The sequence below is a fragment of the Bradyrhizobium sp. CCBAU 25360 genome (assembly GCF_028128695.1).
Lineage (GTDB): Bacteria > Pseudomonadota > Alphaproteobacteria > Rhizobiales > Xanthobacteraceae > Bradyrhizobium > Bradyrhizobium ottawaense.
The window spans coordinates 322,346-346,977 of the sequence record NZ_LBJA01000043.1 but is presented as its reverse complement, the minus strand read 5'-3'; the positions used below and the strand labels follow the sequence as shown (position 1 = coordinate 346,977).

General features: G+C 65.7%; 21 protein-coding genes. 10 read left to right on the top strand and 11 right to left on the bottom strand.

Translation table 11 applies throughout. The features are described from left to right. Window positions 1–12: 12 nt before the first annotated feature. The 3 genes from XH81_RS28635 to XH81_RS28625 all read right to left on the bottom strand — a co-directional run bounded on the left by XH81_RS28635 (window position 13) and on the right by XH81_RS28625 (window position 2,468). The gene (locus tag XH81_RS28635) at window positions 13–699 is read right to left on the bottom strand and encodes a glutathione S-transferase family protein (protein ID WP_028141680.1); all 687 of its coding nucleotides are present in this window, start codon (window positions 697–699) and stop codon (window positions 13–15) included. Window positions 700–823: 124 nt separating this feature from the next. After that, window positions 824–1,150, bottom strand: a complete 327-nt coding sequence (locus XH81_RS28630; RefSeq protein WP_028141679.1) for a hypothetical protein — start codon at window positions 1,148–1,150, stop codon at window positions 824–826. 187 nt (window positions 1,151–1,337) lie between these two features. Beyond that, the gene (locus XH81_RS28625) at window positions 1,338–2,468 is read right to left on the bottom strand and encodes a site-specific DNA-methyltransferase (protein ID WP_028141678.1); all 1,131 of its coding nucleotides are present in this window, start codon (window positions 2,466–2,468) and stop codon (window positions 1,338–1,340) included. Between the two features lie 413 nt (window positions 2,469–2,881). Between XH81_RS28625 and ypfJ the strand changes: the two genes are divergently transcribed. Both ypfJ and moaB read left to right on the top strand, forming a co-directional pair. Continuing rightward, a complete protein-coding gene (ypfJ, locus tag XH81_RS28620; RefSeq protein ID WP_028141677.1) occupies window positions 2,882–3,817 on the top strand; it encodes a KPN_02809 family neutral zinc metallopeptidase in 936 nt (311 codons plus the stop codon). A 160-nt stretch (window positions 3,818–3,977) separates the two neighbouring features. Further along, window positions 3,978–4,541: a molybdenum cofactor biosynthesis protein B gene (moaB, locus tag XH81_RS28615; RefSeq protein WP_028141676.1), complete on the top strand. Its 564-nt coding sequence runs from the start codon at window positions 3,978–3,980 to the stop codon at window positions 4,539–4,541. Between the two features lie 188 nt (window positions 4,542–4,729). On the opposite strand, the gene XH81_RS28610 is transcribed toward moaB, so the two are convergent. Both XH81_RS28610 and XH81_RS28605 read right to left on the bottom strand, forming a co-directional pair. Beyond that, window positions 4,730–5,689 (bottom strand): bifunctional helix-turn-helix transcriptional regulator/GNAT family N-acetyltransferase, encoded by a 960-nt coding sequence (locus XH81_RS28610; protein ID WP_049801738.1) that lies wholly within the window; start codon window positions 5,687–5,689, stop codon window positions 4,730–4,732. 63 nt (window positions 5,690–5,752) lie between these two features. Continuing rightward, window positions 5,753–6,328 carry a glycosyl transferase gene (locus XH81_RS28605; RefSeq protein ID WP_028141674.1) on the bottom strand — a complete coding sequence of 192 codons (576 nt, stop codon included), beginning with the start codon at window positions 6,326–6,328 and terminating at the stop codon, window positions 5,753–5,755. Between the two features lie 325 nt (window positions 6,329–6,653). On the opposite strand from XH81_RS28605, the gene XH81_RS28600 reads away from it, so the two are divergent. Continuing rightward, window positions 6,654–7,493: an RMD1 family protein gene (locus XH81_RS28600; protein ID WP_028141673.1), complete on the top strand. Its 840-nt coding sequence runs from the start codon at window positions 6,654–6,656 to the stop codon at window positions 7,491–7,493. Between the two features lie 186 nt (window positions 7,494–7,679). Here XH81_RS28600 and XH81_RS28595 read toward each other — a convergent pair whose 3' ends face one another. Together XH81_RS28595 and XH81_RS28590 are read right to left on the bottom strand one after the other, a co-directional pair. Next, window positions 7,680–8,870, bottom strand: coding sequence for an acetate/propionate family kinase (locus tag XH81_RS28595; RefSeq protein ID WP_028141672.1), 1,191 nt, complete (start codon window positions 8,868–8,870; stop codon window positions 7,680–7,682). Window positions 8,871–8,872: 2 nt separating this feature from the next. Further along, window positions 8,873–11,287 (bottom strand): phosphoketolase family protein, encoded by a 2,415-nt coding sequence (locus tag XH81_RS28590; protein WP_028141671.1) that lies wholly within the window; start codon window positions 11,285–11,287, stop codon window positions 8,873–8,875. Window positions 11,288–11,497: 210 nt separating this feature from the next. On the opposite strand from XH81_RS28590, the gene XH81_RS28585 reads away from it, so the two are divergent. From XH81_RS28585 to XH81_RS28570, 4 genes are all read left to right on the top strand, one after another. After that, window positions 11,498–12,664, top strand: coding sequence for a PA0069 family radical SAM protein (locus tag XH81_RS28585; protein WP_028141670.1), 1,167 nt, complete (start codon window positions 11,498–11,500; stop codon window positions 12,662–12,664). Window positions 12,665–12,689: 25 nt separating this feature from the next. Continuing rightward, the gene (locus tag XH81_RS28580; RefSeq protein ID WP_028141669.1) at window positions 12,690–13,145 is read left to right on the top strand and encodes a VOC family protein; all 456 of its coding nucleotides are present in this window, start codon (window positions 12,690–12,692) and stop codon (window positions 13,143–13,145) included. A gap of 73 nt (window positions 13,146–13,218) precedes the next feature. Beyond that, complete coding sequence (locus XH81_RS28575; RefSeq protein ID WP_028141668.1) at window positions 13,219–14,076, top strand: ribonuclease HII; 858 nt, start codon at window positions 13,219–13,221, stop codon at window positions 14,074–14,076. 132 nt (window positions 14,077–14,208) lie between these two features. Next, window positions 14,209–15,717, top strand: coding sequence for a glycosyltransferase family 39 protein (locus XH81_RS28570; RefSeq protein WP_028141667.1), 1,509 nt, complete (start codon window positions 14,209–14,211; stop codon window positions 15,715–15,717). A gap of 158 nt (window positions 15,718–15,875) precedes the next feature. Here the strand turns inward: XH81_RS28570 and XH81_RS28565 are convergent, their stop codons facing one another. Continuing rightward, window positions 15,876–16,682 carry a uracil-DNA glycosylase gene (locus XH81_RS28565; RefSeq protein WP_028141666.1) on the bottom strand — a complete coding sequence of 269 codons (807 nt, stop codon included), beginning with the start codon at window positions 16,680–16,682 and terminating at the stop codon, window positions 15,876–15,878. Window positions 16,683–16,928: 246 nt separating this feature from the next. On the opposite strand from XH81_RS28565, the gene XH81_RS28560 reads away from it, so the two are divergent. The 3 genes from XH81_RS28560 (at window position 16,929) to XH81_RS28550 (ending at window position 21,686) form a co-directional block, all read left to right on the top strand. Continuing rightward, the gene (locus tag XH81_RS28560; RefSeq protein WP_028141665.1) at window positions 16,929–18,590 is read left to right on the top strand and encodes an electron transfer flavoprotein-ubiquinone oxidoreductase; all 1,662 of its coding nucleotides are present in this window, start codon (window positions 16,929–16,931) and stop codon (window positions 18,588–18,590) included. Window positions 18,591–18,898: 308 nt separating this feature from the next. After that, window positions 18,899–20,695, top strand: coding sequence for a tetratricopeptide repeat protein (locus XH81_RS28555; protein WP_028141664.1), 1,797 nt, complete (start codon window positions 18,899–18,901; stop codon window positions 20,693–20,695). 106 nt (window positions 20,696–20,801) lie between these two features. Further along, entirely contained in the window at window positions 20,802–21,686 is an 885-nt protein-coding gene (locus XH81_RS28550) for a 4-(cytidine 5'-diphospho)-2-C-methyl-D-erythritol kinase (protein WP_028141663.1), read from the top strand. Between the two features lie 123 nt (window positions 21,687–21,809). Here the strand turns inward: XH81_RS28550 and XH81_RS28545 are convergent, their stop codons facing one another. From XH81_RS28545 to fabF, 3 genes are read right to left on the bottom strand one after another with little or no spacing between them, the layout of a single operon-like run. Then, window positions 21,810–22,685, bottom strand: a complete 876-nt coding sequence (locus XH81_RS28545; RefSeq protein WP_049801736.1) for an alpha/beta fold hydrolase — start codon at window positions 22,683–22,685, stop codon at window positions 21,810–21,812. Window positions 22,686–22,692: 7 nt separating this feature from the next. Then, a complete protein-coding gene (locus tag XH81_RS28540; protein WP_028141661.1) occupies window positions 22,693–23,325 on the bottom strand; it encodes a LysE family translocator in 633 nt (210 codons plus the stop codon). A 43-nt stretch (window positions 23,326–23,368) separates the two neighbouring features. Next, window positions 23,369–24,631 carry a beta-ketoacyl-ACP synthase II gene (gene fabF, locus XH81_RS28535; RefSeq protein ID WP_028141660.1) on the bottom strand — a complete coding sequence of 421 codons (1,263 nt, stop codon included), beginning with the start codon at window positions 24,629–24,631 and terminating at the stop codon, window positions 23,369–23,371. Between the last annotated feature and the right edge of the window lies 1 nt (window position 24,632).

Below are 24,632 nucleotides of genomic sequence, written 5' to 3'. Positions count from 1 at the left end.
GGCGCGGTGCGATCAGGCGACCTTGGTCGCCATGTGCTTGAACATGTTGGCGCGGGCCTCGTCGTCCATCTCGGCCTTGAAGGTGAACTTGTCCTTCAGCGCGATCGCGCGTGCCGCCGCCGGCCGTGCCGAGATCTCGTCCACCAGCCGCTTCACGTTGGGGTAGCGCGCAAAGGCGTCGTCGCCGAGCTTGAACGGCAGCATCCGCGCCCAGCCCCACAGCGCCATGTCGACGATGGAATAGCTGTCGCCAACCATGTAGCTGCGCCCTTTGAGGTGACCGTCGAGAACCTTGTAGTGGCGATCCGTCTCGTACTGGTAGCGGTTATGGGCGTAATCGTGGTTCTGGTCCTTTGGCGCAAAATGCTTGAAGTGCACGGCCTGACCCGAATACGGCCCGACGCCGGTTGCGATGAACATCAGCCATGACAGCGTCTCGCCGCGCACGCTCGCGGCGGGCAGGAACTTGCCGGTCTTCTCGGCGAGATAGAGCAGGATGGCGTTGCTGTCGAACACGATGGTGCCGCCATCGTCGATCGCCGGGACCTTGGCATTCGGATTGATCTCGAGGAATTCGGCCGTGAACTGCTCGCCTTTGCGGGTGTCGATCTTCACCGGCTCGAAGGGCAGGCCGGACTCCTCCAGATAAAGCGCGACCTTGGTCGGGTTCGGCGATCCGTTGAAATAGAATTTGAGCATCGATCTCCCCAGTGTTTTTGCAAGGCGCGGACGCAGCGTCATTGCCGTGCGGCCTGTCTTGCCTGAACCCGTTGCGGGAGGGCAACCGGCGAGTTTGCCGGGCGGTATCTGCGCGCCACGCAGATCAGCCGGCGTAACAAAGGCCGATTGCCGCCGTAACGACCATCGCGGCGCCGACCGCTTCCAGCCGCAGCCCGAGCCGCGTGGCCAGATGCATGTCGGAGGCCCGCGCCGCGCGCTCCGATCCGCGCGCGTAGCCGTGAACGATGACGTCGTGATTGAAATTGTCGTGCGCCTCGTTGCTGCTGGCGAGCCCGACAGAGATCACGAGCACGCCGAACAGCGCGAGGCCGAAGAATCCGAGCAGGGCGATCAGGAACATCGGAAACATGCCGAGCAGGAAGATCGGCAGCAGCGGCACCAGCAGCAATGTCTCGGACTGTCGTCGCATGGGGCCCACCGTCAGGACGGGGCTGATCGGGCGAATCTAGTCCTGGCGGGGGCGACATTCAACCACCACTGCTGTCATTCCGGGGCGCGCCTCTTGCGCGAGCCCGGAATCCATTGGGCCGCATGTGCTGTGGTTGGGTGGATTCCGGGTTCTAGCTTCGCGAGCCCCGGAATGACGGCGGAGAGGATCACTCCGCCGCCATGCCGGCGCGGATTTCGGCGCGCAGCTCGTCGATCAGCTTGAGACCCTTCTTGGTCTCGATGTGCCAGAAGGTCCAGCCGTTGCAGGCCTGGGCGCCCTGCGCCACCGCGCCGATGCGGTGGATCGAGCCGACCTTGTCGCCGAACATGATGGCGCCGTCGGCACGGACCAGCGCGCCGAGCTTCTTCTTGGCGTCGAACAGCTTCGTGCCGGGCATGATCATGCCGCGCTCGATCAGTTCGGAGAACGCGACCCGCGGCGCTTCGCGCGCGGTCATGAACGGGGCAAGGCTTGCTTCCGGCAGCGGCTCGACCGCGGCGATGCGGGCTTCGGCAGCCTTGGCATACGTCTTGTCGCGCTCGAAACCGATATAGGAGCGGCCGAGGCGTTTGGCCACGGCGCCGGTGGTGCCCGTGCCGTTGAAGGGATCGATCACGAGATCGCCGGGCTTGGACGAAGACAGCAGCACGCGCGCGAGCAGGCCTTCCGGCTTCTGCGTCGGATGCACTTTCTTGCCGTCGGCGCCCTTGAGGCGCTCCTCGCCGGTACAGAGCGGGATCAGCCAGTCGGAACGTGCCTGCACGTCCTCGTTCGCGGCCTTCAGCGCCTCGTAATTGAACGTGTAGCCCTTGGCCTTTTCGTCGCGCGCGGCCCAGATCATGGTCTCGTGCGCGTTGGTGAAGCGGCGACCGCGGAAATTCGGCATCGGGTTCGACTTGCGCCAGACAATGTCGTTCAGGAGCCAGAAGCCGAGGTCCTGCATGATCGCGCCGACGCGGAAGATGTTGTGATAGGAGCCGATCACCCAGATCGTCGCCGACGGCTTCATCGCGCGGCGGGCGGCAAGCAGCCAGGCGCGGGTGAAATCGTCATAGGCGGAGAACGAATCGAACTTGTCCCAGTCGTCGTCGACGGCGTCGACATGGGATTCGTCGGGGCGCTTGAGGTCGCCCTTGAGCTGGAGATTGTAGGGCGGATCGGCGAACACGAGGTCGACCGAACCAGCCTGAAGCTTCGACATCTCGGCGACGCAATCACCGAGGATGATGCTGTGCGAAGCGGACTCAAAATTTGTGCGGGGCGCCCTTGCAGACGCCCCGCGACGCGACACTACCATGACTCAAGAACTCTGACTCAGGCGACGCTGTCGGCGACGCGGGACCAAACAACCGACTGACCGTTACAATGAAGCGGCAAAGTAAAAATCGACTTAACCCGCCGCTTTCGTGAGCAGGCCTCGCATCGCTCCCCGCGTGCGGTTCACTGCGCGCACTCGCCGTGTTTTGCAGTGTATTTCGCGTTTCGTCGCGTTGCGGGAGCGATCATGGCTCCAAAAAGGCGCCAAATTTCTCTCGGAAAAAATTGCTCGACCCTCGGAAAAAATTGCTGGCATCGGCATGCTGTCGCACTAGGCAATAATTGCCGAGCGGGATATTGATAAAAGCAACGGAAATTTTACGTGTGTGGCGCGTTGAGCTTTCGCGCTTCTGCGCCCAAATGATGCCAATCGAGGACTGAGGGAAACCCGCCATGCGCTACGATGATTTCCGCCGCAGCGACGACATCGAGGATCGTCGCGACGATGGTGGAGGCGGCGGTGGCGGAGGCGGGTTCGGCCTTCCGATGGGCGGCGGCGGGCTCGGCATCGGCACCATCATCGTGCTTGGCCTCGTCGGCTACGCCTTCGGCATCGATCCGCGCATCCTGATCGGCGGCGCCGAGATCCTCACCGGCGGCGGCCAGGCGCCGAGCTACCAGACCGATCGCCAGTCGTCTTCGACCGCCAAGCGCGGCGCCCCGACCGACGAGATGGGCAGCATGATCTCCGGCATTCTCGGCGAGATCGACGACCGCTGGAGCGAGATCTTCCAGGCCTCGGGCCAGTCCTACACCGGGCCGAAGGTCGTGCTGTTCCGCAACGTCACCAATGGCGGCCGCTGCGGCCGGGCAGAGTCGGCGATGGGGCCGTTCTATTGTCCGCCGGATCGTACCATCTTCCTCGACACCTCGTTCTTCCGCGAGGTCGAGACGCGCTTCCGCGGCTGCTCCGGCAAGTCCGCCTGCAACTTCACCACAGCCTACATAATCGCGCACGAAGCCGGCCATCACATCCAGAACCTGCTCGGCATCATTCCGCGCGTGACGCGGCTGCAGCAGCAGGCGGGCTCGAAGGCGGAGGCCAACGCGCTCCAGGTGAAGGTGGAATTGCAGGCCGATTGCCTGTCCGGCGTCTGGGTCAATCGCGAGTCGAAGAAGCGTCCGAACTTCCTGGAAGCCGGCGACATCGACGCCGCGCTGACCACGGCGAGCGCGATCGGCGACGATACGCTGCAGCGCCAGGCCACGGGACGCGTCGTGCCTGACTCCTTCACCCACGGCTCGGCGGCGCAACGCAAGCAGTGGTTCATGACCGGCTACCAGCAGGGCACGGTCCAGGCCTGCAACACGTTCGGCGGCGGGACGTAGTAGTCTCGCTGCCGTGCCCCGGACGCAGCGCAGCGCTACTTCAGCGGTGCGCTGCAGAGCCGGGGCCCACACCGCCGGTCTCCCAAGCCTCTAAATGGGTCCCGGCTCTGCGGCGCGGCGCTGTTGCGCCGCACCTAGTCCGGGACACGAGAGACGCATCATGGCCTCCATCGACGAAGCAAAACAGTTCATCCCGCTCGACATCGCGGTGCTCACCGTGTCCGACACCCGTGCGCTCGCGGATGACAAGTCCGGCCAGACGCTTGCCGACCGCCTAGCCGCGGCCGGCCATCGTCTCGCCGCGCGCGAGATCGTCACCGACGATGTCGAGGCGATCCGCGCCGTCGTTCGCCGCTGGATCGCAGATAGCGGCATCGACGTCGTCATCACGACCGGCGGCACCGGCTTCACCGGACGCGACGTCACGCCGGAGGCGATCGAGCCCTTGTTCGAGAAGCGCATGGACGGTTTTTCCATCGCCTTCCACATGCTGAGCCACGCCAAGATAGGGACATCGACGATCCAGAGCCGCGCCACCGCCGGCGTCGCGGGGGCGACCTACATCTTCTGCCTGCCGGGCTCGCCCGGCGCCTGCCGCGATGGCTGGGACGGCATCCTGGCCGCTCAGCTCGACTACCGCACACGCCCGTGCAATTTCGTCGAGATCATGCCGCGGCTGGACGAGCATCTGCGAAGGCCGAAGGCGCAAGGCGCGACGGTGTAAGGGCGGATCGTTCTCGGGGGGCTCTCCGCATCATCAGTATCGTAGGGTGGGCAAAGCGACTTGTCCGCCATAGCTCGAAGAGCGACGGCGGAAGCGTGCCCACGATCTCTGTCCGCAATGCAGGGGCCGTGGGCACGGCGCTCATGCGCCTTTGCCCACCCTACGATTCCCGACTTGTAGCGACAGCGCTACAGATCCCGCTCCCAGGTCTCGCCGACCAGATCGGCACCGAAGCTGTGGTGCTTCTCTTGCTTCACGAGCTTGAAGCCTGCGCTTTGATAGATGCCGCGTGCGGCAACCAGGATGCTCTGCGTCCACAGCGTCATCTTGCCGTAGCCCCGCTCGCGAGCGCCCTGGAGGCATTGCTCGACCAGCGCACGGCCGACACCGAGCCCGCGCGCTTTCTTCTCCACCTGCAACAGGCGCAGCTTGGCGATCTCGTCGGTGGCCTTGACCAGAAAGATCGAGCCGACGGGCTCGCCGCCCACTTCCGCGATCCAGCAGTGCTCGCGCGCGGCATCGTAGTTCTTGATGAACTGTGCGCAGATCTCGGCGACCAGCGCTTCGTAGCTGATGTCCCAGTTGTAGTCCGCGGCATAGGCGGCGGCCTGCTTGGAGATGACCCAGCCCATGTCGCCAACGCGATGGCTGCGCAGCATGAAAGCCGCAGGCTGGGTTCGACGTTGCTCCAGTAGGGCCTCGATGGTCGCCATGGCCTGCGTGAGCCGCGTTGCATCGCTGGCCGAAAGCTGAGCCAGCATTGCGGCGACCTCGTTTTGCGAGCTCAGGTTCAGCTTGGCGTAGGTCTGGCGGCCCTTGGCGGTGAGGCTGAGCTGGTATTGCCGGCGATCTGCGGGCAGGGGCCTGCGCGTGATCAGCCCCTTTTCGTCGAAGCTCTGCACGATGCGGCTGAGATAGCCGGGATCGAGGCCAAGCTCGATTCCGATCTCCTTTGCCGCCAGCTCGTCGCGATGCGCGAGTTCGTAGAGCACGCGGGCCTCGCTGAGCGAGAACGGGCTCTTCCCAAGATGCTGGTCGAGCACACCGAGCTTGCGGGTATAGAAGCGGTTGAAGGCGCGGACCGCTGCGATGCGATCGTCGGCGACCTGCTCGATTGCAAGGGGTAATGGGGAAGAGCTTGATGGCATGACGGCACCTCAATATTTGCCATTGTCAATTAATTATTTGACTTTGGCAAGTATCAGGTGACTTCAGCCGACCATGACGATCTGGCTGCGCAGCACGGTCCGGGACGAGCGGCCGAGCCGCCGGAGCAGCCGTGCCTCGGAACGGCGGGCCTGCGGCGGGTAGCCGCCGATCCGGTCGTAATGATCACGCGCAATCAAAAGGCCCTGATCGCCGAGCGGGCCGATCACCCTGCGCACCACGGCCCGGAGGATGTCGCGCAATCCGGTATCGGCGTAAGGCGAGCGCGCATAGCGGAACACGGCAGCACGGTCCCGTCCGCTGGTCGCGACGGCCTGGATGAACTGGGTGGTTTCCTCGATCCAGCCGGTTTCGAGCACGGCGCCTGCGGGCAGGAACATCAGCCACGGCGAGCGGGCCTGGAGCGCGCCGGCCGCGAGCGCGGCGCCTTGCGAGGATCCCTCGAAGCCGACGAAACGGCAGCCTGCGACGTCGGCAACCCGCTCGATGACGCCGTTGCGGGTGCCGTCGACCAGAAGCACCTCGCGGATGACGCCGGCGGCGGCCCCGGGGACCAGCGCGGCCAGAGTCGCCACCGCGGTCTGCTCGACGCCTTCGGTCGGAATGATGACGCTCAGCATGATTGAGGCTTCAATGTCTGCACTTCGGGAGAAGCGTAGCTTGTTATGATGTTGTCATAAACACGTGGCGTTGCCGAGTGCAACTTTCCGGCCGCGCTTCGGCGTGCGATGGTAAACTGCAGCCAGTCCTCGCAGCCAAATGTGTCACGCGCGGGTTGGCGATGTTGCCGAATGTTTCGGCACAAGCTCGTCCCGGGGGGATTGACCTGGAGTTTTACGGCGACATTGCGCGGCGCGCGGGTAGTTGGCTCCTGCAGGGACGGGGCGCCCTGCAAGAAAGGTTCGAACGGGACATGTGTGACTTTGGTGGCGGCGGAGGCTTCCTGTGAACGCCGATCAACTCGTTGTTGGCACGGCCTCGACATCGCCGAAGCCGGAGGCTGCGCCGACCTTGCGGATCCGCGCGCTGATGCTGGGCGATCGCATCAACGCCGCCGGTCTCGAGATCGGCACGCTGGTCTCGTCGACGCCCGCCGCCTTCCGTGTCCATGCCGGCCTCGCCGTGATCTTTCGTTACGGCGTCGTGGTGCTGATCGGGCTGCTCCCGTCCGAGGAGAAAGTGCTGATCGACAGCCTGAAGCCGCGGGTTATCGGCGAGCTCAGCCCGTATGAGGAAGAGATTGCGCAGGCACAGCTCTGCAAGGATGAAAGCACTGAAGCGATCCAGCCGGGCGGGCCGATCTGCCTCGCAAAGTTCTCCGACGACCGGCTGCTGCTTGTTGCGGACGCGCTCGCCAAGAGTACGTCGCTCGCGCGCGACGAGCGCCGCGTCGCCGCGGTCTTCGATGTGATCGAGCCGTTTGCGCGGGAGCTCGCCGAGCACGGACGCACGCCGCGCCGTCGCAAGGGCATCCTGCAACTGATCGGCAATGCACTGCTGGTGCAGCAGCGCGTCGCCGGGCGCGTCGCGATCGCCGAGAAGCCCGACGTGCTCTGGGAGAAGCCCGAGCTCGACCGGCTCTATTCGCGCCTCGAGGACGAGTACGAGCTGAAAGAACGCCTCGACACGCTCGAGCGCAAGCTCACCGCGGTGTCGGAGACCGCCAACGCGCTGACCGACATCATCGACACCCAGCGCTCGCTCCGCCTGGAGATCGCGGTCGTGGTCCTGATCGTGATCGAGGTCGCGATCGGGTGTTTTCAGATATGGTCGGGAACGCATTAGTTCGTGCGTGTCATTGTGCCCTCTTCTGTCCACACGAATCAGGAATCGTAGGTGGGCAAAGGCGCACTTGCGCCCTGCCCACCATCGACGCCACATTGACAGACGTGGTGGGCACGCTTCCGCCTTCGCTCTTCGAGCAACGGCGGACAAGTCGCTTTGTCCACGCTACGAGACTGACACGTTCTTTCAGTTGGGATGGCCTTGCTGCAGCAGCGCAGCGCAATGGCGCGCGATCGTCAGCTCTTCATTGGTTGCAATGACGAGCACATCGACCGCGCTATCGCTACCGCTGATCCGCTCACGTGTCTCCTCATTCGCCGCGGCATCGATGCGCACGCCCATCCATGCGAGACGTTCGCCGATCGCGCTGCGGATCTCCTTGGCGTGCTCGCCGATGCCGCCGGTGAAGACCAGACAGTCGAGGCCGCCAAGCGTGGTTGCCATCATCGCGACCTGCTGCGCCGCGCGGAAGGTGAAAAGATCGACCGCGTCTCGCGCGTCAATCTCGCCGCTCGCAAGCAGCGTGCGCATGTCCGCGGAGATGCCGGAGACGCCGAGCAGGCCCGACTGGTGATAGAGCAGGTGCTGGACATCCTCGATCGAGATCTTTTCGTGCTGCTGCAGATAGAGCAGCACGCCGGGATCGATCGTGCCGCAGCGTGTGCCCATCACGAGACCGTCGAGCGGCGTCAGCCCCATGGTGGTGTCGACGCTGCGGCCGTTGCGCAACGCGCACAGGCTGGCGCCGTTGCCGAGATGCGCGATGACGGTACGCTTGGCGATGAGCTCCGGCGCAATCTCGGCGAGGCGTCCCGCGACATACTCGAAGGAGAGGCCGTGAAATCCGTAGCGTCGGACGCCACGTTCCTCGTAGCGCCTCGGAATGGCGAAGCGGCTCGCCGGCGGCGCCAGGCCGTGATGGAACGCCGTATCGAAGCACGCGATCTGCCTCAGCGCTGGTCGAATCGCCGCGAGCGCACGAATTGGCGCGAGGCACCGCGGCTGGTGCAACGGCGCCAGCGGCGTCAGCGCCTTAAGCTTTCCGATCACGTCGTCGGTCAGCGCGACCGGGCCTGAATAATCCGGCCCGCCGTGAACAATGCGATGGCCGACGGCACGCAGGTGGTGTCCGCCGAACCGGTCGTCGATGAAGGCAAGCACATCGGCGAACAGATGGCCGCCGTCGGCGTCCGGCGCCTCGCTCCATGTCTCGAACAGGTCTTCGCCCGCGGGGCTCTTCACCACGAGCCGGGGTTTTGCCTCGTGCTCGTCGAGCAGTCCCTTGCAGAGCAGGCGGGGTTCAACAGCCGAGATCTCGAACAGGCCGAACTTGATGCTCGACGATCCCGAGTTGAGGACGAGGACCGTGTCCGACATGGCTAGTCGCCGGCTTCGGCCGGGGTATTGCCGCCGGAGCTGTTAGGCCAGACCCAGCCTTGGATCTCAGGCATGTCCTCGCCGTGCTCGCGCACATAGCGCGAATGCTCGATCAGCTTGTCACGGAATTGCTGCTTCGCTTGCGCAGCCTTGGCCGCGAGCCCGGGCACGCGTTCGATCGCCTCGATCGCGAGGTGGTAGCGGTCGAGCTCGTTGAGCACGACCATGTCGAACGGCGTCGTCGTGGTGCCTTCCTCGGCAAAGCCGCGCACATGCATGCCGGCATGATTGGTGCGGTTATAGGTCAGCCGATGGATCAGGTAGGGATAGCCGTGATAGGCGAAGATGACAGGCTTGTCGCGCGTGAACAGGCTGTCGAAGTCGCGGTCGGACAGGCCGTGCGGATGCTGGTCTTTCGGTTGCAGCGTCATGAGATCGACGACGTTGACGACGCGGATCTTCAAATCCGGCAGCGCCTTGCGCAACAGGTCGACGGCGGCGAGCGTCTCCAGCGTCGGTACGTCGCCGGCGCAGGCCATCACCACGTCGGGCTCCTGGCCCGCATCTTCCGTCCCCGCCCAGCTCCAGATGCCAATGCCGGCATCGCAATGCGTGGCAGCGTCCTGCATCGACAGCCATTGCGGCGCCGGCTGCTTGCCGGCGACGATGACATTGATGCGGTTGTAGGTCCGTAGGCAGTGATCTGCGATCCACAGCAGCGTGTTGGCATCGGGCGGGAAATAGATGCGGACGATGTCGGCCTTCTTGTTGGCGACGAGATCGACGAAGCCGGGATCCTGATGGCTGAAGCCGTTATGGTCCTGCCGCCAGACATGCGAGGTCAGGAGATAATTGAGCGAGGCGATCGGGCGCCGCCATGGCAGATCGCGCGTGACCTTCAGCCATTTGGCGTGCTGGTTGAACATGGAATCCACGATGTGGATGAAGGCCTCGTAGCAGGAGAAGAAACCATGGCGGCCGGTGAGCAGATAGCCCTCGAGCCAGCCCTGGCAGAGATGCTCGCTCAAGACTTCCATCACGCGGCCGTCTTGCGCGAGGTGCACGTCATAGGGCTCGATCGGCTCCATCCAGACCCGCTCGGTCTCCTCGAACACCGCGTCCAGCCGGTTTGACGCGGTTTCGTCCGGGCCCATGATGCGGAAATTGCGCTCCTTCGCATTGAGGCGGATGACGTCGCGCAGGAATTTGCCGAGCTCGCGCGTCGCTTCCCCGATGGCGCCGCCGGGCTGCGGCACCTCGATGGCAAAGCTGCGGAAGTCCGGCAGCCTCAGCTCCTTTTTGAGCAGGCCACCATTGGCATGCGGATTGGCGCCCATGCGGCGAATGCCTTCGGGCGCGAGCGCCTGAAGTTCTGGAATGAGCGCGCCGCTCTGGTCGAACAGCTTTTCGGGCTCGTAGCTGCGCATCCAGTCTTCGAGAACTTTGAGGTGCGCCGGGTTCTCGCGACAGCCCGCCACCGGGACTTGATGCGCGCGCCAAAAACCCTCGACCTTCTTGCCGTCGACCTCTTTCGGACCGGTCCAACCCTTCGGACTGCGCAGCACGATCATCGGCCAGCGCGGCCGCTCGACGCTTTTGCGCCCGTCCCGTGCGTGCTGCTGGATCGAGCGGATGCTGGCGAGCGCGACGTCGAGCGCGTCCGCCATGGCCTGGTGCATCAATTTGGGATCATCACCCTCGACGAACAGCGGCTCGTGGCCGAACCCGCGGAAGAGATCGCGGATCTCGCTGTTGGGCATTCGCCCGAGCACGGTCGGATTGGCGATCTTGTAGCCGTTCAGATGCAGGATCGGCAGCACCGCGCCGTCATGCGCGGGGTTCAGGAACTTGTTGGAGTGCCAGGACGCAGCTAACGGGCCGGTCTCGGCCTCGCCGTCGCCGACGACGCAGGCCACGATCAGATCGGGATTGTCCAACGCCGCGCCGTAGGCGTGCACCAGCGCGTAGCCGAGTTCGCCGCCTTCGTGGATCGAACCCGGCGTTTCCGGTGCCGCGTGGCTCGGAATGCCGCCTGGGAAGGAGAACTGCCTGAACAGCTCGCGCAATCCGTCCTTGTCGCGCGCGATGTCGGGATAGATCTCGCTGTAGCTGCCCTCCAGATAGGTGTTGGCGACCATGCCGGGACCGCCATGGCCGGGACCGCAGACATAGAGCACGCTGATATCGAGCGCGCGGATGACGCGGTTGAGATGGGCGTAGATGAAGTTCAGGCCGGGCGTCGTGCCCCAATGGCCGAGCAAGCGCGGCTTGATGTGCTCGGCCCGCAGGGGCTCGCGCAGCAGCGGATTGTCGAGCAGGTAGATTTGCCCGACGGAGAGATAGTTCGCGGCGCGCCAGTAGCGATCGAGGAGGTCGAGGTTGCTGCTTGCCGCGGCCGATTGTTGTTGATTTGCCATGTTCCTGCTGACCTTCACCCGGCGATCGTCACCAACATTGTTCCGCGACGATTGATCCCTGGCCGGCATCAAACGAAATCGTTGCGACGGGCATGTTGCGTGAGGTCAAAGGACCGCGCCCGAAATTTGGGCGGCTACTGTGCATGGGGTTGTTTTCCCATCTTTTGTTTGTGTTCTTGATTTGTTCCGTTGTCGTGCTATCCTGGCTTCATGAGTCCAGCAGCATCGTCTCATGCTCTCAAGCACCCGCCGGTCAAGGCGCCCTCCGAGCCGGCGGGTGTGGACTCTGACTTTCCAGAACTTGGCGTCGCCATCGACCGCGCGCGCAGGCGAGGGCGGGGCGCACAGTCCAATGCCAGCGGCCGCTATGAGGCCGAGGCGCGCGTCGCCTTCGACGACGGCTGGCAGAGCCTGGAAGAGCTGCCGCCGTTCAAGACCAGTGTCGGGGTCGACACCTCGCGGAAGGTGATCACCCGCAACGATTCCCCCGATATCGGCTTCGATCGCTCGATCAATCCCTATCGCGGCTGTGAGCATGGCTGCGTTTATTGCTTCGCGCGGCCGACCCATGCCTATCTCGGCCTGTCGCCGGGGCTCGACTTCGAGTCAAAACTGTTCGTCAAGCCCGAGGCGCCGGCGCTGCTGGAGAAGGAGCTCGCCGCGACCGGCTATGAGCCCCGGATGATCGCGATCGGCACCAACACCGATCCCTATCAGCCGATCGAGCGCGAGCGCAAAATCATGCGCGGCATCCTCGAGGTTCTCGAGCGTGCCGGCCATCCCGTCGGCATCGTCACCAAATCGGCGCTGGTGGTGCGCGACATCGATATTCTCGCGCGGATGGCCAAGCGCAACCTCGCCAAGGTCGCCATCTCGGTCACCTCGCTCGATCCGAAGCTGGCGCGCACCATGGAGCCGCGCGCCTCGACGCCGCCGAAGCGGCTGGAAGCGCTGAAGCAGCTCTCGGACGCCGGCATCCCGACCACCGTGATGGTCGCGCCCGTGATCCCCGCGCTGAACGATTCCGAGATCGAGCGCATCCTGGACGCGGCCGCCCATGCCGGCGTCAAGGAGGCCTCCTATGTGCTGCTGCGGCTGCCGCTGGAGGTGCGCGATCTCTTCCGCGAATGGCTGATGGCGAACTATCCGGACCGCTATCGCCACGTCTTTACGCTGATCCGCGACATGCGCGGCGGGCGCGACTACGATGCGAAATGGGGCGAGCGGATGAAGGGCACCGGACCGATGGCCTGGACCATCGGCCGCCGCTTCGAGATCGCCTGCGACAGGCTCGGCCTCAACAAAAGGCGCTCCAAGCTGACCACGGATCATTTTGCCCGGCCGAAGCGGAACGGCGATCAGCTGAGCCTGTTCTGAGCGGGAAGTGTGGAAGAGGTGTCGTATGAGTAAGCAAGTTTCGGCTCCGGTGCCGCGGCTCACCGTCATCACGCTCGGTGTCAGCGATATCCGCGCCAGCATCGCCTTTTACGACGCGCTCGGGTTCTCGCGCCGGCTAAAGGCGACCGGCGAGGCGGTGGCGTTCTACGATACCGGCGGTCCGGTGCTCGCGCTGTATCCTTGGGATCAGCTCGCGGCCGACGCGGCGTTGCCGGACCAGCCGAGGCCATCGACCTTCCGCGGCATCACGATCGCCTGGAACTGTCGGACCCGAGAGGAGGTCGATGCAGTGCTGGCCTTTGCCCTCGGCAAGGGGGCAAAGCTCGCGAAGGCCGCGCACGAGACCGATTACGGCGGCTATTCCGGTTATTTTGCCGATCCCGACGGCCATCCCTGGGAGGTCGTGGTCGCACCCGGCATCGAGGTCGGCGAGGACCGGCGGGTGCATCTGGCAGAATAGGGCGGCCTGAATAACGGGAATTGCGCCGGGTTCCCGGTTGCGCCGGCCGGGCCGCTTGCGCACGATCCCCGCCATGATTCGGGACAAGTCCGCCAAGACACCGGCCAAAGACGCGCCAAGGAAGGACGCTGCGAAAAAGGCAGCGCCCGCCAAGGCCGGCAAAGCGCCTGCGACCAAAACAACGACCGTTCCCGCAGGCAAGAAAGGCATCATCGCGGTCGCACCGCCGAGCTTCCGGCGCGAGCGCGCGCTGATCAAGTGCGGCGTCTGGCCGGTCGCCGGCTGCGACGAGGCCGGCCGCGGGCCGCTCGCCGGCCCCGTGGTGGCTGCAGCCGTGATTCTCGACCCCGACCGCATCCCGCGCGGCATCGACGATTCCAAGCGCCTGACGGCGGAGGAGCGCGAAAAACTGTTCGACAAGATCTGCGCCACCGCCCAGGTCTCGGTCGCCGTCGCCTCGCCCTCGCGAATCGACCGCGACAATATATTGCGCGCCTCATTGTGGGCGCTGAAGCGCGCCGTCGTGGCACTGCCGGAGGCGCCCAGGCACGTCTTCGTCGACGGCCGCGACCGGCTCGACACTCCTTGCGATTGCGAAGCCGTGATCGGCGGCGATGGCATCGTGCTGTCGATCGCGGCGGCCTCCATCATCGCCAAGGTGACGCGCGACCGCCTGATGTGCGCGCTGGCGCAGGACTGCCCCGGCTACGGCTTCGAGCAGCACAAGGGCTACGCCGTCCCCGAGCACCTCGACGCGCTCGACCGCCTCGGCCCCTCCGTCCATCACCGCCGCTTCTTCGCCCCGGTCGCGGCCGCACGCGCCAAGCACATGCCGTGGACCGTCGAGCCGGTGCCGGATCTGTTTGCGGTGACCGAGGTCGAGGTGCCGGTGGAAGCCAGCGTCGGAATCGACGCGTCGGCGAATCTCTAGAGTTAGCCAGGCGGGACAAGCCCGGGCATGACGAGGAAACCGTCGTTGCCACAACGCGCAGCGCCCCTTATCAAAGTGTTTGTGAGCGAATAGGGCCGGCTGGACGGGTTGGCTGCATCTTTCGGGCGTTGCATGCGGTTTACCTCCCTGGTCATCGAGCTCATTCGCGCCCGGCCGCGGCTGATCGTCTGGATCGCCGTGCTGCTGCAGGCCGCGATGTGGCTGTTCGTGGCGCTGGTGTTCTACCGCAGCCCGCCTGGCAGCCTTGCGACGCTCTTGGCTTTCGGACGCGAATACCAGGTCGGCACCGATCTCGGTCCGCCCTTGCCGGTCTGGCTCGCCGACATCGCCTATCGCGCCGCCGGCGGCCACATGTTCGGCGTCTATGTGCTCGCCGAGCTCTGCGAGATCGCGACGTTCATTGCGCTCTATCATCTCTCCCGCGCCGTGGTCGGCTCGCAGCAGGCGGTGCTCGCGGTGCTCTTGACCATGACGGTGCTCGCCTTCTCCTCGTCGGCGCTCGACTTCGGCCCGCTTGTCCTGGCCCGGCCGCTCTGGGCGCTGCTGCTGTTGCACTCCTGGCAGATCATCGGCCAGCGTCGCGGCAATGCCTGGTTCGCCTGGTCGATCGAGGCCGGTCTCCTGCTGCTGACGACGCCTGCGGCGATCTTCCTGCTGCTGCTGCTCGTCGTCTTCGCGGTCTCGACCGCCGGCGGCCGCCGGACGCTGCGCGCGCTCGATCCGCTGTTCGCGCTTGTTGTCGTCGCGGTACTGGCGCTGCCCTACGCGGTCTGGCTGATGCGCGCCGAGACGCTGGTGATGCCGGCCTTGCCGCAAGTTGCGGAGCTGGATGCCCGCGCCCTGCATGCGGCGTGGCTGTTCGGCGGCCTCGTGCTCGGGGCCGCTGCGATCCCGGCGCTGACCTTCCTCAACACCGGGCTGTTCGCCGGCAAGGGCGAGGAGCCGCCGATCATCTACCGACCACCGGTCGAGCCGATGGCGCGCAACTTCGTCTATTTCTTCGCGCTGGCGCCGGCGCTGGGCGCGGTGCTCATCTCCGGCCTGCTCGGGCTCGACTCCGTCGTCGGCGGCGCCGGCGTCGTGCTGGTTGTGTCCGGGCTTGCCGTGGTGGTCGCAGCCGGCGATCTCATCGCGATGCGCCGTGCGCGGATGCTGCGGACGGTCTGGGCCGCCGCCGTCGTGGCGCCGGCCGTCGGCGTCGTGCTCGCCGTCCTGCTGCTGCCCTGGACCGGCACGAACGAGATCGCGACCTCGATGCCGGCGCGCGCGATCTCGGACTTCTTCGACGAGAGCTTTGCCCGCCGCACCAACCATCGCCTGCGTGCGGTGGCCGGCGAGACCTCGCTTGCGAGCCTGATCACGCTGCATTCCGGCCGGCCGCATCTCTTCATCGACGCCGACCCTGCGCGCACGCCGTGGATCAATCAGGCCAAATTCAGCGAGACCGGCGGCGTCGTGGTCTGGCGCGCTTCCGATACCGCCGGCACGCCGCCGCCGGACATCCTCAAGCGCTTTCCCGGCATCGTCCCGGAAGTCCCGCGCGCCTTCGAATGGCTGGTGACCGGTCGCCAGCAGCTCCTGCGCGTCGGCTGGGCCATCGTGCGGCCGAAGGGGACGTGAGGACGTAGGTCTCGTGCCCCGGACGCTGCGCAGCGCCTCTTCGGCGGTGCGCTGCAGAGCCGGGGCCCATCTCGCCGCATCGTACTGTGTTGCTTTCTGGGTCCCGGCTCTGCGGAGCGTCACTGCGTGCCGCACCGCGTCCGGGACACGAGAGCTCGCTAGCCCGCCAGCACCTTGGCGATCGCGCGCAGATCCTGCCAGGCCAGCCGCTTGTAGGACGGCGAGCGGAGCAGATAGGCCGGATGGAACGTCGGCAGCGCGCGGATGGTGCGCGCCCCCGTCTCGTAGTCGAACCAGCGCCCGCGGGTGCGCATGATGCCCTCGCGCGTTCCGAGCAGCGTCTGCGTCGAGGGATTGCCGAGCGTCACCAGCACGTCGGGATTCACCAGTTCGATCTGGCGCTGGATGAAGGGCAGGCAGATTTGCGTCTCCTGCGGCGTCGGGGTGCGATTGCCGGGCGGCCGCCACGGAATCACGTTGGCGATGTAGGCCGTGCTGCGGTTGAGGCCGATCGCGCCGATCATGAGATCGAGCAGCTTGCCGCTGCGCCCGACGAAGGGCAGCCCCTCGATGTCCTCGTCGCGGCCCGGCGCCTCACCGACGAACATGATGCGCGCCTGCGGATTGCCGTCGGCAAATACCAATCGCGTCGCGGTGTGCTTCAGCGCGCAACCCTCGAAGCCTTGCATCAGCTCGCGTAGCGCGTCCAGCGTGGGCGCAGTGCGCGCAGCCTCGCGCGCCGAGGCAATCGCGATGTCGGGCGCAGGTGCGGCCTCGCCGCGCATCACCGCCGGCGCGGCGACCGGCCGCGGTGCCTCGACCGGAGGCGCCACGCGCGGGGCAGGCGGCGGGGCATCCAATTCCGTCAGGCGGTCGATCGGTTCCTCCGCGAGCGCGCAATCGACGCCGGCCTCCAGATAGAAGGCAAGAAGCTCGCGGACGGTGGGTGCGGGTTCGGGTATCATGGGAAAGTCTGACTATTATAGCATAGCGTTTTCGAGCGAAGTGGGCACCCGGTTCGCGTGAAGAAAACGCGTCAAAAAAGATGGGACTTCCCCGGTTCTGGCCTACCAGAACCGGGGAAGTCCAGTTTAGGGCGCCTTGCACCCCTTTGCACCCCGGCGAAACGCATTTCCGTGGTTGTCCTACCCGGAAAAATCGGAAACAAGAGGGCGCAAATGACCAAGGACCGTCTCAAGGGCTGAGATCAGATGAGCACCGAAGAACTTCCCCCGCGCGAATCCATGGAATTCGACGTCGTCATCGTCGGCGCCGGCCCCTCGGGCCTGTCGGCCGCGATCCGGCTGAAGCAGCTCAACGCCGATCTCAATGTCGTCGTGGTGGAGAAGGGCTCCGAGGTTGGTGCGCACATTCTTTCCGGCGCCGTGATCGACCCGGCCGGGCTCGACAAGCTCGTTCCAGACTGGCGCGAGGATTCCGACTGCCCGCTGAAAACGCAGGTGAAGGACGACCGCTTCTACTGGATGACGGCCGGCGGCGCGATCAAGCTGCCGAACTTCATGATGCCGCCGCTGATGGACAATCATCACTGCTACATCGGCTCGCTCGGCAATGTCTGCCGCTGGCTGGCGCGCAAGGCGGAAGCGCTCGGCGTCGAGATCTATCCGGGCTTCGCCGCGGCCGAGGTGCTCTATGACGACGCCGGCAACGTCAAGGGCATTGCCACCGGCGACATGGGCATCGGCCGGGACGGCAAGCCGAAGGACTCCTTCACCCGTGGCATGGAATTGCTCGGCAAGTACACGCTGTTCGCCGAAGGCGCCCGCGGCAGCCTGACCAAGCAGCTCATCGCCAAGTTCGCGCTCGACTCCAAGAGCGAGCCGGCGAAGTTCGGCATCGGCCTCAAGGAAGTCTGGCAGATCGATCCTGCCAAGCACCAGAAGGGCATGATCCAGCATTCCTTCGGCTGGCCGCTCGACCTGAAGACCGGCGGCGGCTCGTTCCTTTATCACTATGACGACAACCTCGTTGCCGTCGGCTTCGTCGTGCATCTGAACTACGACGATCCGTACCTGTCGCCGTTCGATGAATTCCAGCGCTTCAAGACCCATCCTTCGATCCGCGGCACCTTTGAAGGCGGCAAGCGTCTCGCCTATGGCGCGCGCGCCATTACCGAGGGCGGCTACCAGTCCGTGCCGAGGCTGAGCTTCCCCGGCGGCGCGCTGATCGGCTGCGCGGCCGGCTTCGTCAACGTGCCGCGCATCAAGGGCGTACACAATGCGATGGGCACCGGCATGCTCGCGGCTGAACATGTCGCGGCGGCGCTGGCCGCCGATCGCGCCAATGACGAACTCGTCGAATACGAAAATGCGTGGCGCTCGTCGTCGGTCGGCAAGGATCTGTTCCTGGTCCGCAACGTCAAGCCGCTGTGGTCGAAGTTCGGCACCGTGCTGGGCGTCGCACTCGGCGGCATCGACATGTGGTGCAACACGCTGTTCGGCGCTTCGCTGTTCGGCACCCAGGCGCACGCCAAACCCGATCGCGCCACGCTCGATCCGGCCAAGCAGCACACGCCGAAGAACTACCCGAAGCCGGACGGCAAGATCTCGTTCGACAAGCTGTCCTCGGTGTTCTTGTCCAATACCAATCATGAGGAGGACCAGCCGGTCCATCTCAAGGTCACCGACATGAACCTGCAAAAGACCTCTGAGCACGACGTGTTCGCCGGTCCCTCGAATCGCTATTGCCCGGCCGGCGTCTATGAATGGGTCGAGGAGGGCACGAGCCCGCGCTTCCAGATCAACGCCCAGAACTGCGTCCACTGCAAAACCTGCGACGTGAAGGACCCCAACGGTAACATCACCTGGGTTCCCCCCGAGGGCGGCGGCGGTCCGAACTACGAGGCGATGTAAGGGCCGGCCGAGCAAAAGGACCTGATCACGAGGGTGATCCGGCGCACGTTCGCGTGAGGACACCGCTGCGGCCACCGGTCGCGGCCACGATAAGGCCATACTGACAGCGTCTTGGGACCGCTCTTGGCCGGTCACTTGGCCGATTTAAGGCGTGCGGAGGGGATCGTCCGGCCCGAATCCTTGCGGCGAAGCGCCAAAAGCGGCATTGTCCGCCGGACGGTTCCGGGTCCCGATGCCACCGGCCGCGTTCGCATGCGATACGGCCCTCTGCTGCAAACCCAGGCACTACCAACTCAAGGCGAGCCCTGATGTTTTCAAATCGTTTCAACCGCTGGACTGTTGCTGCCATCGCCCTCATGGGCACAGCGATCGCGACCGTCCCCGGCAGCGTCCTGGCGCAGACGCCGGATCACCCGGAGAACACGGCGGCGCAGTTTCCGACCCGAAACGATCTGAAGTCGCTCACGGGTGCCGGTAGCTATCTCGCCGCCCGCCATGCCAGCGTCGAGCGCGACGCGGCCTCCGCCGCTGCGTTCTACCGCTCGGCCCTGCGCACCGATCCCAAGAACAACGAGCTGCTCGACCGCGCCTTCATCTCGTCGGTCGCCGACGGCGACATCGACGAAGCGGTCAAGCTCGCCGAGCGCGTCCTCACCATCGACAAGACCAACCGCGTCGCGCGTCTCGTCGTCGGCGTGCATGATCTCAAGGTGAAGAAGTACGCAGCCGCGCAGACCAACATCAACCAGTCGATCCGCGGTCCGATCACCGATCTCGTCGCCACGCTGCTGTCGGGTTGGGCCGCCTACGGTGCCGGGGACGCCAAGGGCGGTGTCGCCACCATCGACAAGCTGGCAGGTCCCGAATGGTACCCGCTGTTCAAGGACCTTCACGCCGGCATGATCCTCGAGCTCTCCGGCAAGGAGAAGGACGCCGGTACCCGCTTCGAGCGCGCCTACAAGCTCGACGATTCCATGCTGCGCGTGACCGAGGCCTATGCGCGCTGGCTGTCGCGCAACAAGGATTCCGCCGCCGCGACCACCGTCTATCAGGCCTTCGACAAGAAGCTCGCGCGCCATCCGCTGATCCAGGAAGGCCTGCGCGACACCAAGGCCGGCAAGAAAATGCCGCCGCTGGTCGATTCCGCCCAGGCCGGCGCCGCCGAGGCGCTCTACGGCATCGGCGCCACGCTGACCCGCCGCGGCGGCGAGGACCTGGCGCTGGTCTATCTCCAGCTCTCGCTCTACCTCCAGCCGACCCATCCGCTGGCGCTGCTCTCGCTCGCCGATCTCTACGAGTCCGTGAAGCGGCCGCAGATGGCGATCAAGGTCTATGAGCGCGTGCCGTCGACCTCGCCGCTCAAGCGCAACGCGCAGATCCAGCTTGCCATCGATCTGGATTCCGCCGACCGCACCGACGAGGCGATCAAGATCCTCAAGGGCGTTACATCGGAGGATGCCAAGGACCTCGAAGCGATCATGGCGCTCGGCAACATCGAGCGCGGCCGCAAGAGGTTCGGCGACTGCGGCGCGACCTATTCGCAAGGCGTCGACGTGCTGCCGCCCGGCAACGACAAGGCCAACAGCGTCTGGTACTATTATCGCGGTATCTGCGAGGAGCGCTCCAAGCAGTGGGCCAAGGCCGAGGCCGACATGAAGAAGGCGCTCGAGCTCCAGCCCGACCAGCCGCACGTCCTCAACTATCTCGGCTATTCCTGGATCGACCAGGGCGTGAACCTCGACGAAGGCATGAAGATGATCAAGCGCGCCGTCGAGCAGCGTCCCGACGACGGCTACATCGTCGATTCCCTGGGCTGGGCCTATTACCGCATCGGCAACTACGAAGAAGCGGTGAAGAACCTCGAGCGCGCGATCGACCTCAAGCCCGAGGATCCCACCATCAACGACCATCTCGGCGACGCCTATTGGCGGGTTGGCCGCACGCTGGAAGCCAAATTCCAGTGGTCGCACGCGCGCGATCTCAAGCCCGAGCCGGAAGAGCTGCCGAAGATCGAGGCCAAGATCGCCAATGGCCTCGCCGACGACAATTCGAACTCTTCGGCCGCGCAGGCGGAAAAGAGGAAGGACGACGGCAAGGGCGGCTAGTCTGGCGCATGATCCGGACCCGAAGGGCCGCGCTAGCGAAAAGTGTGTAGCGGTTTTCCGACGAGATCATGCACGACGAAGAACTGAAGTTGGGGGCGTGTCGCCAATGCCGGCGTTGATTGAAGAAGGACGGGCGAAGGTCAATCTCAGCCTTCGCGTCGTCGGCCGTCGTGCCGACGGCTATCATGATCTCGAAAGCGTGGTCGCGTTTGCCGATTGCGCCGACCGGCTTACGCTGGAGCCGGGCGGCGAGCTGAAGCTCGCCACCACCGGACCGCTTGCCGCGGCTTGCGGCGATACCGCGGACAATCTCGTGTTCAAGGCCGCCAAGCTTCTGGCCGACGCGGTGCCGAATCTGAAGCTCGGCGCCTTCGCGCTCGACAAGGTGCTGCCGGTTGCCGCCGGCATCGGTGGCGGCTCGGCCGATGCGGCAGCGGCGCTGCGGCTGTTGGCGCGTCTGAACAATCTGTCGCTCGACGATCCTCGCCTGCAGAAGGTCGCGCTCTCGACCGGCGCCGACGTGCCGGTGTGCCTGTTCTCGCGCGCCTGCGACATGACCGGCGTCGGCGAGCAGCTGCTGCCGCTCGCACTGCCGAGCATGCCCTGCGTGATGGTCAATCCGCGCGTGCCTGTGGCCACCAAGGATGTTTTCCAGCAGCTGGGTCTGCGCAACGGCGAGCTCCTGGTCGGCGCTACCTCGGTCTTCCGAGCTCCGGCCTGGCCGGAGGAGGGTGGGTCGATCGCCGATTGGGTCGACGTTCTCGAAAGCGTTCCCAACGATCTCGAAGCGCCTGCGCTGCGTATCGAACCTGTGATCGGCGACGTGCTGGAGGCCTTGCGCGACTCCGCCGGCGTCAAGCTGGCCCGCATGTCCGGCTCGGGTGCGACGTGCTTTGCGATCTACGGCTCGCCCGCCGATACCCATGCCGCGGCCGAAAAGATCCGGCGCGACCACCCCGGCTGGTGGGTGCATGCGGGGACGTTGAGCTGAGTCTCTCTCCGGGGACGGTGCCGTAGGGTGGGCAAAGGCGCTTTTGCGCCGTGCCCACCATCTTTCCGATACGGAGACGGAAGCGTGGGCACGCTTCGCTTTGCCCACCCTACGGCAGTGCGGCTAACCCGCGCTTTGCTCGGTCAGCTCGAGAAACTTTCGGATCTCGCCCAGCACTTCCTGCGGCTTGTCGTGCTGCAGCCAGTGTCCCGCCCCGGCGATGGTCTCGACGCGCGCTTGCGGGAAATAACGCTCCAGGCCTGCTGCTCTGGCACCGGCGAGAAAACTTTCGCCGGCGTTCAAGAGCAGCGTCGGGCAGGTGATGCGCGACCACAGCGCGATGTGGTCGTCCGGCCAGAGCCGGTGCGGCGCCGAGGCGCGCTGATAGGGATCGAACTTCCAGCTATAGGTACCGTCCTCATTCTGCCGTGCGCCGTGCGTGGCGAGATGCAGCGCGAGGTCGCGGGACAGGCGCCTGTTGTGAAGCACCATCTGCGCCGCTGTGTCCGCCAGGGTCGCATAGCGGCGCGGCGAGCGGTCGTGCAGCTTGTCGAGCTGGACCACCCATTTGCCGATGCGCTCATGCGCCGGCGGCTTTGGCGTGTCCGGCAGCATCGTCACGCCGTCGAGCACGACCAGCTTCGAGACCTGTTCAGGGAATGACCCTGAAAAGATCAGGCTCACCATGCCGCCCATCGAATGGCCGACGAGGGTCACCTGAGACGCTGCGATGGTGCGGATGAGCTGGGCGAGATCGTAGACATATTCGGTCAGTGCGTAGCTGCCGCCCCTGGTCCAGTCGGAATCGCCATGGCCGCGCAGGTCGGGCGCCACCACATGAAAATGCGGCTGCAATGACCGGGCGATGACGTCCCAGCTCCGGCAGTGATCGCGGCCGCCATGGACCAGGATGAGAGGCGGCGCGCCCTCATTGCCCCAATCGGCGTAATGCAGCCGTAGACCATGAGACTCGTAGAAGCGGCTTTGCGGGGCGGGCATCGGGGCGCTATCCATTCGCCGGCCGCCGCACCAGTGCCAGCGACAGGCCGAGGCCTGCAATGAAGACGCCGGAGCCCTGGGTGAGACGCCGCATCAGGTGCGGCCGTCCGATCAGCTGCGTGCGGGTAGCGGAGGCCATCAGCACCACGACGACGTCGGCAAGCGTGTTCAACGCCACCGAGATCGCACCCAGCATAATGAACTGCAGCGTGGGGCTCGGTCCCGCGGGATCGAGGAATTGCGGAATGAAGGCGAGGAAGAACGCGGCGGTCTTCGGGTTCAGCGCCTCGACCAGCACGCCGTCGCGGAATGCGCGCTTGTCACCGGCCGGCTCGCTCTCGAGCGACAGTGCGCGGCCGGCGCTGCGAAAGGTCTTGATGCCGAGCCAGACCAGGTAGAGCGCGCCGACGAATTTGACGGCGGCGAACAATTCGGCGCTGGCGAGGATGATGGCGGAGATGCCGAGGCTGCCCGCGACGACATGAACCAGTCCGCCCAGCGCCGTGCCTGCGGTCGATGCGAAGCCGCTGGCGCGTCCCTCCGACAAGGTCCGTGCCGCGACGTAGAAGATGCCGGGGCCGGGAACGGCGGCAATGAGACAGGCTGCGGCCAGGAACAGCCAGAAATTCGTTTCGATCATCCTGTTTTCGTAGCGCAGCGTGCCGCGATTGCAAGGCTCTCGTTTAGCCCGCGCGGCGGAAGATCACGCTGGCATTGACCCCGCCGAAGCCAAAGCCGTTGGAGATTGCGTGTTGCATCGGCATCGGCCGCGCGGCGCCGGCGACGATGTCGATGCCGTCAGCGCCCGCATCGGGGTTTTCGAGATTGAGCGTCGGCGGCGCGATCTGGTCGCGCAAAGCGAGCACGGTGAAGATCGCCTCGAGGCCGCCGGCGGCGCCGAGCAGATGGCCGGTGGCCGATTTGGTCGCGCTGACGGCGATGCCGCGGTTACGGCCGAACAGCGCGGCGATCGCGCCAAGCTCGCTCTCGTCGCCGGCGGGCGTCGATGTTGCGTGGGCGTTGAGGTGCTGCAGATCTGCCGGTGCAAGGCTCGCCTGCCGAAGCGCGATCTCCATGGCGCGGCGGGCGCCGTCGCCGTCGGGCGGACCGGACGTCATGTGATAGGCGTCCGCCGTCGTGCCGTATCCGATCACTTCTGCGATCGGCATGGCGCCACGCGCGAGCGCATGCTCCAGCTCCTCGATGACAAGAATGCCGGCGCCTTCGCCCATGACAAAGCCGTCGCGGTCCCGATCGAACGGGCGCGAGGCCCGCGCCGGCTCCGCGTTGAACCCGCTCGATAGCGCACGGGCCGCGGCAAAGCCGCCGAGGCTGACGATGTCGATGCAGGCCTCCGCGCCGCCGCAGATCGCGATGTCGACTTCGCCCGCATGGATCATGCGCGCGGCATCGCCGATCGCCTGGACGCCGGCGGCGCATGCGGTGACCGGTGTGCCGAGCGCGCCCTTGTAGCCGTATTTGATCGAGACGTGGCCGGCGGCGAGATTGGCCAGGAACGAGGGGATCGTGAACGGCGAGAGCCGGCGCACGCCGCGCTGCTCGGTGATGCGCACCGCCTCCGCCATCGCCGGGAAACCGCCGACGCCGGAGGCGATGATCGTCGCGGTGCGCTCCAGCGCGGCAGCATCCTGCGGCGTCCATTTCGCCTGCGCGATCGCCTCGGCGGCCGCGAGCAGCGCGAACAGGATGAAGCGATCCATCTTGCGCTGGTCTTTTGGTGCGGCGGCCTGCGCGGGATCGAAGCCGCCATCGGCATCGTCGGCCTTGTCGGGCACGAGTCCGGCAATGCGCGCCGGCAGCGCCTGCGCCCATTCGGGCAGCGGGCGCAGTCCGCTTTGACCGGCGAGCAGCCGGCGCCATGAGGTTTCGACACCGCAGCCGAGCGGCGACACCGCGCCCATTCCCGTCACGACGATACGACGCATA

Bases quoted from the DNA above. Each gene is read 5' to 3' on its own strand.
- XH81_RS28595 (WP_028141672.1), bottom strand. From the start codon at position 8,870: ATGTCGGACACGGTCCTCGTCCTCAACTCGGGATCGTCGAGCATCAAG.
- XH81_RS28540 (WP_028141661.1), bottom strand. From the start codon at position 23,325: ATGATCGAAACGAATTTCTGGCTGTTCCTGGCCGCAGCCTGTCTCATT.
- fabF (WP_028141660.1), bottom strand. From the start codon at position 24,631: ATGCGTCGTATCGTCGTGACGGGAATGGGCGCGGTGTCGCCGCTCGGC.
- XH81_RS28565 (WP_028141666.1), bottom strand. From the start codon at position 16,682: ATGATACCCGAACCCGCACCCACCGTCCGCGAGCTTCTTGCCTTCTAT.
- XH81_RS28580 (WP_028141669.1), top strand. From the start codon at position 12,690: ATGAGTAAGCAAGTTTCGGCTCCGGTGCCGCGGCTCACCGTCATCACG.
- XH81_RS28635 (WP_028141680.1), bottom strand. From the start codon at position 699: ATGCTCAAATTCTATTTCAACGGATCGCCGAACCCGACCAAGGTCGCG.
- moaB (WP_028141676.1), top strand. From the start codon at position 3,978: ATGGCCTCCATCGACGAAGCAAAACAGTTCATCCCGCTCGACATCGCG.
- XH81_RS28555 (WP_028141664.1), top strand. From the start codon at position 18,899: ATGTTTTCAAATCGTTTCAACCGCTGGACTGTTGCTGCCATCGCCCTC.
- XH81_RS28625 (WP_028141678.1), bottom strand. From the start codon at position 2,468: ATGGTAGTGTCGCGTCGCGGGGCGTCTGCAAGGGCGCCCCGCACAAAT.
- XH81_RS28570 (WP_028141667.1), top strand. From the start codon at position 14,209: ATGCGGTTTACCTCCCTGGTCATCGAGCTCATTCGCGCCCGGCCGCGG.
- XH81_RS28550 (WP_028141663.1), top strand. From the start codon at position 20,802: ATGCCGGCGTTGATTGAAGAAGGACGGGCGAAGGTCAATCTCAGCCTT.
- XH81_RS28575 (WP_028141668.1), top strand. From the start codon at position 13,219: ATGATTCGGGACAAGTCCGCCAAGACACCGGCCAAAGACGCGCCAAGG.
- XH81_RS28560 (WP_028141665.1), top strand. From the start codon at position 16,929: ATGAGCACCGAAGAACTTCCCCCGCGCGAATCCATGGAATTCGACGTC.
- XH81_RS28590 (WP_028141671.1), bottom strand. From the start codon at position 11,287: ATGGCAAATCAACAACAATCGGCCGCGGCAAGCAGCAACCTCGACCTC.
- ypfJ (WP_028141677.1), top strand. From the start codon at position 2,882: ATGCGCTACGATGATTTCCGCCGCAGCGACGACATCGAGGATCGTCGC.
- XH81_RS28545 (WP_049801736.1), bottom strand. From the start codon at position 22,685: ATGCCCGCCCCGCAAAGCCGCTTCTACGAGTCTCATGGTCTACGGCTG.
- XH81_RS28605 (WP_028141674.1), bottom strand. From the start codon at position 6,328: ATGCTGAGCGTCATCATTCCGACCGAAGGCGTCGAGCAGACCGCGGTG.
- XH81_RS28630 (WP_028141679.1), bottom strand. From the start codon at position 1,150: ATGCGACGACAGTCCGAGACATTGCTGCTGGTGCCGCTGCTGCCGATC.
- XH81_RS28610 (WP_049801738.1), bottom strand. From the start codon at position 5,689: ATGCCATCAAGCTCTTCCCCATTACCCCTTGCAATCGAGCAGGTCGCC.
- XH81_RS28585 (WP_028141670.1), top strand. From the start codon at position 11,498: ATGAGTCCAGCAGCATCGTCTCATGCTCTCAAGCACCCGCCGGTCAAG.